Raw genomic sequence first — 5,392 nt, 5'->3', positions numbered from 1 at the left:
GAACGCGTCGGCAAGCCGCGGCCGCTTAATCCGAACATGAAGCTGAAGGGCATCGCCGATGAGCGCAACTGGCCCGTCCAGCGCTTTGCTAGCCGCGGCACGCCGTCGTGGATCGACTATACGCGCAGTTGCAAGTCTTCCAGTAAATCAACAAAGTCCTGTTTCTCTTGAGGATTAACTGTAAAGGTGCGGTATGCTGGTTGTTCATATTTTTCACCAGGAGTAACGATAATTACATCATGTCCAGCGTTTTGCAGGGTGTGAATAATCTCTGTCCCTACGCCATAATTATCTGCTAGCACCAGCCAACACTGCCGTTGTTCATTTAAATCTACCAACGGACGTGATAAACTCCGTTCCCAAGTGGGTATATAAAACCAGTCAGAGGGAGAAGCATATTCACCCCTTTCATCCCCCCTTGGTAAGGGGGGAAAGGAGAGAGTATCTGATAAAGTGGGTGGGTCAATCCAGTAACGTTGACGTTGGAAGGAATAGGTGGGTAATGGCAATCGGTGGCGCTGTTCGTGAGCATAGAAGCCCGACCAATCAATGGGTACACCTGCCAACCATAATTGTCCCAAAGTTTGGAGTAAAAATGCTATATCTGATTGAGTTTCCTGGGGATGGCGGAGGGAAGATAGTATAGTTTGGGTGTGGGTTTGTTGCTTGGCTAGAGTAGTGAGTGTTTTCCCTGGCCCGACTTCCAGTAAAATTCGGTTGGGTTCTTTGAGGAGTTCTGTCACCCCGTTAGCGAATTGTACAGGATGGCGTAAGTGAGTTGCCCAGTAATCAGGGTTAGTTGCTTGCTCAGATGTAATCCAGTCGCCAGTGACGTTGGAAATAAATGGGATTTGGGGCGATCGCAAATTCATTTTTGCGAAAGCATCAAGAAATGGTGCGATAATCTCATCCATTAAGGGTGAGTGGAAAGCATGGGATGTCTGCAAGCGGCGGTAGGTAATGTTTTGGGTATTTAAATATTGTTCTAACTTAGCAATTTCTACCTCAGTACCAGATACCACAGATAACTGAGGTGCATTATTTGCCGCAATGACTAAACCACTAGACAATAAAGGTTGTAAAGTATCCGCCGATATTGCCACTGATAGCATCGCCCCTGGCGGACATTGCTGCATTAACTTACCACGCATGGCTACTAACTTTAAGGCATCTGGTAGCGAAAATACACCTGCTAAGGTTGCAGCAACATACTCACCAATGCTGTTACCAATCATGGCTTGGGGTTGAATTCCCCAGGATATCCACAGTTGTGCTAGGGCATATTCAACTACAAATAAAGCTGGTTGAGCATAAGCGGTTTGGGATATGGCGGGGGATTGGGCATTGGGCATTGGGCATTGGGCATTGGGGAGTGGAGAAGGATAGAGGAGATTTCGCAAATCTAAGCCTAAGTGGGGAAGGAGTAGTTCACAACAATAATCTACTTGTTGTTGAAATACTGGCTCTGTGGCGTATAATTCTTTCCCCATGTTGACATATTGGCTTCCCTGTCCTGGAAATAAAAAGGCAATTTCACGCCTTTCTTTAGGAGCAACCTGAGTTAATATTTGCCCTCCATCATCCAAAATCTGGATTGCTTCTGCTGTTGTTTGACACAATAGCATTTGCCGATGGTCAAAAGCCTGTCGTCCTACTTGCAAAGTATACGCCACATCCGCCAGATTTATTTCTGGATGTTGTTTTAAATGACTAGCTAAATTATCTGCGATCGCACTCAAAGCAGTGGCGGTTTTTGCTGATAAAATTAACAACTGCCAGGGACGAGAAGCACTGGATGATATGATTACAGGTGCTTCCTCAAGAATCAAATGGGCATTTGTCCCACCAATCCCAAAGGAACTCACACCTGCACGGCGGGGAGTCTGATCGGTTTGCCAATGGGCTAAATTGGTGTTGACATAAAAAGGAGTCTTGGGAAAATCAATTTGGGGATTGGGCCGTTGGAAGTGTAAACTGGGGGGAAGTTGTTTGTGTTTGAGCGCCAACACAGTTTTGATTAAACTGGCGATTCCGGCGGCGGCATCTAAATGTCCAATGTTGGTTTTTACAGAAGCGATCGCACAGTATCCCGTTTTATTGGTTTGAGAGCGAAAGGCTTGAGTTAAAGCTGCAATTTCAATCGGATCGCCCAATGCTGTACCCGTACCGTGGGTTTCAATGTAAGTAATGGTTTCCGGGTTTACCTGTGCCACCGCTTGAGCCGCTCGAACGACGGCTGCTTGGGTATCAATTCGCGGTGCTGTGTAGCTGACTTTCAAAGCACCATCATTATTCAGTGCCGATCCTTTAATTACAGCATGGATATAATCGCCATCCCGGAGAGCATCTTCAAGGCGTTTGAGAACAACAACACCTAAACCACTACCTGCGATCGTTCCTTGAGCATCAGCATCAAAGGCTCGACAATGCCCATCTTGTGAGTAAATTCCCCCTTCTTGGTACAAATAACCCGTTGGGCTGGATAAGGATACACCCCCCGCCAATGCCATGTCACACTCTCCACTCAACAAGCTCTGACACGCCAAATGCACGGCTACTAAGGAGGTGGAACAAGCTGTTTGAATATCCACACTTGGGCCGCGTAAATTGAGTTTATAAGAAACCCGTGTGGTAAGAAAATCCTTATCGTTGGATAAAAACAATTGATAGCGATTGACGTTGGCTTGAATCGTCGGATGAGAAATCAAATTCAGTAGATAGCTGTTCATTGCAGAACCGGCATATACTGCGATCGCTCCTGCATAACTTTGGGCATTATATCCAGCATCTTCTAACGCTGACCAAGCACATTCTAAAAATAATCGATGCTGGGGATCGAGAATTTCTGCTTCTCTGGGGCTGAATCCAAAGAATTCGGCATCAAAGCATTCAATATTTTCTAGAGTTGCAGCTACTTTTACGTAGTCAGGATGTTGCAGTAGGGAAGGAGCTACACCACTTTTTTGTAATTGCTCATCAGTTAAAAGAGTCGTTGATTCTACACCATCCTGGAGATTTTGCCAGAATTGGTGTAAGTCATTGGCTTTGGGAAATTGTCCCGCCATACCGATAATTGCTATTTCTAATCCGTTGTTCATATATAAGTTTTTTGAAACGAATCGCACAGACGTTCCAGGGCGCACAGGAGAGAAACTACAGGGTTAATTTGGTTTAGTTTGCTGATTTTCTACAAGCTGTTGGCGGCGTTGTAGAAGTCGCTGTTTACCTGTTTCTAATTGGACAATTCTTTCTTCAACTTCGCCATCAGGTAAGGTTGAGGTGGTGGTTTGGGATAAATAGGTGGACAGGGAACTAATTGTGGAATAACGGAATAACTCTACTAGGGGGATATCTTGATGAATGCGATCGCGCAATTGTCCTTGCATTCTTACCATGAGTAAGGAATGTCCTCCTAAATCAAAGAAATTATCATGGATGCCGATGGTGTCAATATGAAGTAAATCTTGCCAGATATGAGCGATTTTTTGCTCGATTTGTGTCTGCGGTAAAATCAAAGATGTCGTCAGTGGTGAGAGCAAGTTATTTGGTGCGGGTAGTGCTTGGCGATTCACTTTACCATTAGGGGTAAGAGGTAATTGCTCTAGCACAACAAACACCGCAGGTATCATATACGCTGGTAGTTTTGTTGCCAAAAAGGAACGTATTGTAACCCCACCCGCGCTAACGCGCACCCTCCCAATGCCTTGGGGAGGGTTAGGGAGGGGTTCTAGCTCCCTCCCCTTAACAAGGGGAGGGTTAGGGAGGGGTTCTAGCTCCCTCCCCTTAATAAGGGGAGGGTTGGGGAGGGGTTCTAGCTCCCTCCCCTTAATAAGGGGAGGGTTGGGGAGGGGTGTATTGTGGACAATATACGCCACTAAACGACGCTCTCCTGGTTCATCTTCTTGCATACTTACTACAGCCTGCGCCACTTCTGGATGTTGATTGAGTACCGCTTCAATCTCTCCCAACTCAATGCGATAACCCCGAATTTTCACTTGGTTATCTAATCTACCCAAGTATTCTAAATTACCATCTGGGAGATAACGAACGCGATCGCCTGTTTTGTATAGGGCATTGGGCATGGGGCATTGGGCATGGGGCATTGGGCATGGGGCATTGGGCATTGGGCATGGGGCATTGGGCATTGGGCATGGGGCATTGGGCATTGGGTATTGGGCATGGGGTATTGGGGATGAGTCTTTAATACTCGCTGACGAGTCTTTGATACTCGCCGACGAGTCTTTGATACTCGCCGACGAGTCTTTTATACTCGTGAACGAGTCTTTGATACTCGCTGACGAGTCTTTTATACTCGCCGACGAGTCTTTGATACTCGTGAATGAGTCTTTGATACTCGCTGGCGAGTCTTTAATACTCGTGAATGAGTCTTTGATACTCGCTGGCGAGTCTTTGATACTCGTGAATGAGTCTTTGATACTCGCTGGCGAGTCTTTGATACTCCACTCCTCTCCCCCTGCCCCCCACTCCCCACTCCCCACTCCCCACTCCCTAATCAACGGATTCGCCACAAACCTTTCTGCGGTTAAATCTGGTCGTTGCCAATAACCCCGTGCTACTCCCACACCACCAATGTAAAGTTCTCCGGCTACACCCACGGGAACTGGTTGCAAATGGTCATCGAGGACGTAAAATTGAGTATTAGCAATGGGACGACCAATGGTAACTGACTCGTCATTACTGAGTTTTTGCATGGCTGACCAAATGGTGGTTTCTGTTGGCCCGTAGAGGTTCCAGACCTCTTGACTTGATGATAAAAGTTGTGTAGCCAGAGAGTTATCTAATGCTTCTCCACCGCAGAGAATTTTTAAGTCTGCTTTCCCTTGCCAACCACTAGTTAAAAGTAACCGCCAAGTTGCAGGGGTAGCTTGCATGACGGTGATTTCATGTTGTTTGATAGCGGCTGTTAATTGGCTGGGGTCAATTAGGGCGGTTTGGCGAGTGAGGATGAGTTGAGCGCCTGCAATTAGAGGTAAAAACAGTTCTAAGGCGGCTATATCAAAGGCGATTGTCGTGCTTGCCAAAAGACGATCGCTAGCGGTAATTGATAACCGTTCCTTCACTGCTGTGATAATGTTGACAAGCGATCGCATTTCCACCATCACCCCTTTTGGTCTGCCCGTGGAACCAGAGGTGTAAATCAAATATGCTAAATTTGCCAGACTTCCTTGACATTCAGTATTTTCTGTGCTGCACTGAGCGATCAATTCCCAATCTCTATCGAGATAGATTACCTCATACTTTGGAGATGAGGGAGTAGGGGAAGCAGGGGAAGCAGGGGGAGAGTAATAACTCTTGACTCCTGAATTCTGACTCCTGAATTCTGATTGGATTTGCTGTAAATACTTTTCAGACGTTATGAATTCTAAGTCTG

2 protein-coding genes are annotated in these 5,392 nt (G+C 46.4%); both read right to left on the bottom strand.

Features of this window, described 5'->3' with window-relative positions:
- Positions 1-116: 116 nt before the first annotated feature.
- Entirely contained in the window at positions 117-3,098 is a 2,982-nt protein-coding gene (locus LC574_RS24605; RefSeq protein ID WP_306422153.1) for a type I polyketide synthase, read from the bottom strand.
- A 63-nt stretch (positions 3,099-3,161) separates the two neighbouring features.
- On the bottom strand, positions 3,162-5,392 hold a 2,231-nt coding region (locus LC574_RS24600), incomplete at its 5' end, for a non-ribosomal peptide synthetase (RefSeq protein ID WP_229456172.1).

This window comes from Nostoc sp. CHAB 5715, assembly GCF_020829685.1.
Taxonomy (GTDB): Bacteria; Cyanobacteriota; Cyanobacteriia; order Cyanobacteriales; family Nostocaceae; genus Nostoc.
This window is presented reverse-complemented; position numbering and strand designations above follow the sequence as displayed.

Excerpts from the sequence above, each read along its gene's own strand:
- LC574_RS24605 (WP_306422153.1), bottom strand. The coding sequence starts at position 3,098 with ATGAACAACGGATTAGAAATAGCAATTATCGGTATGGCGGGACAATTT.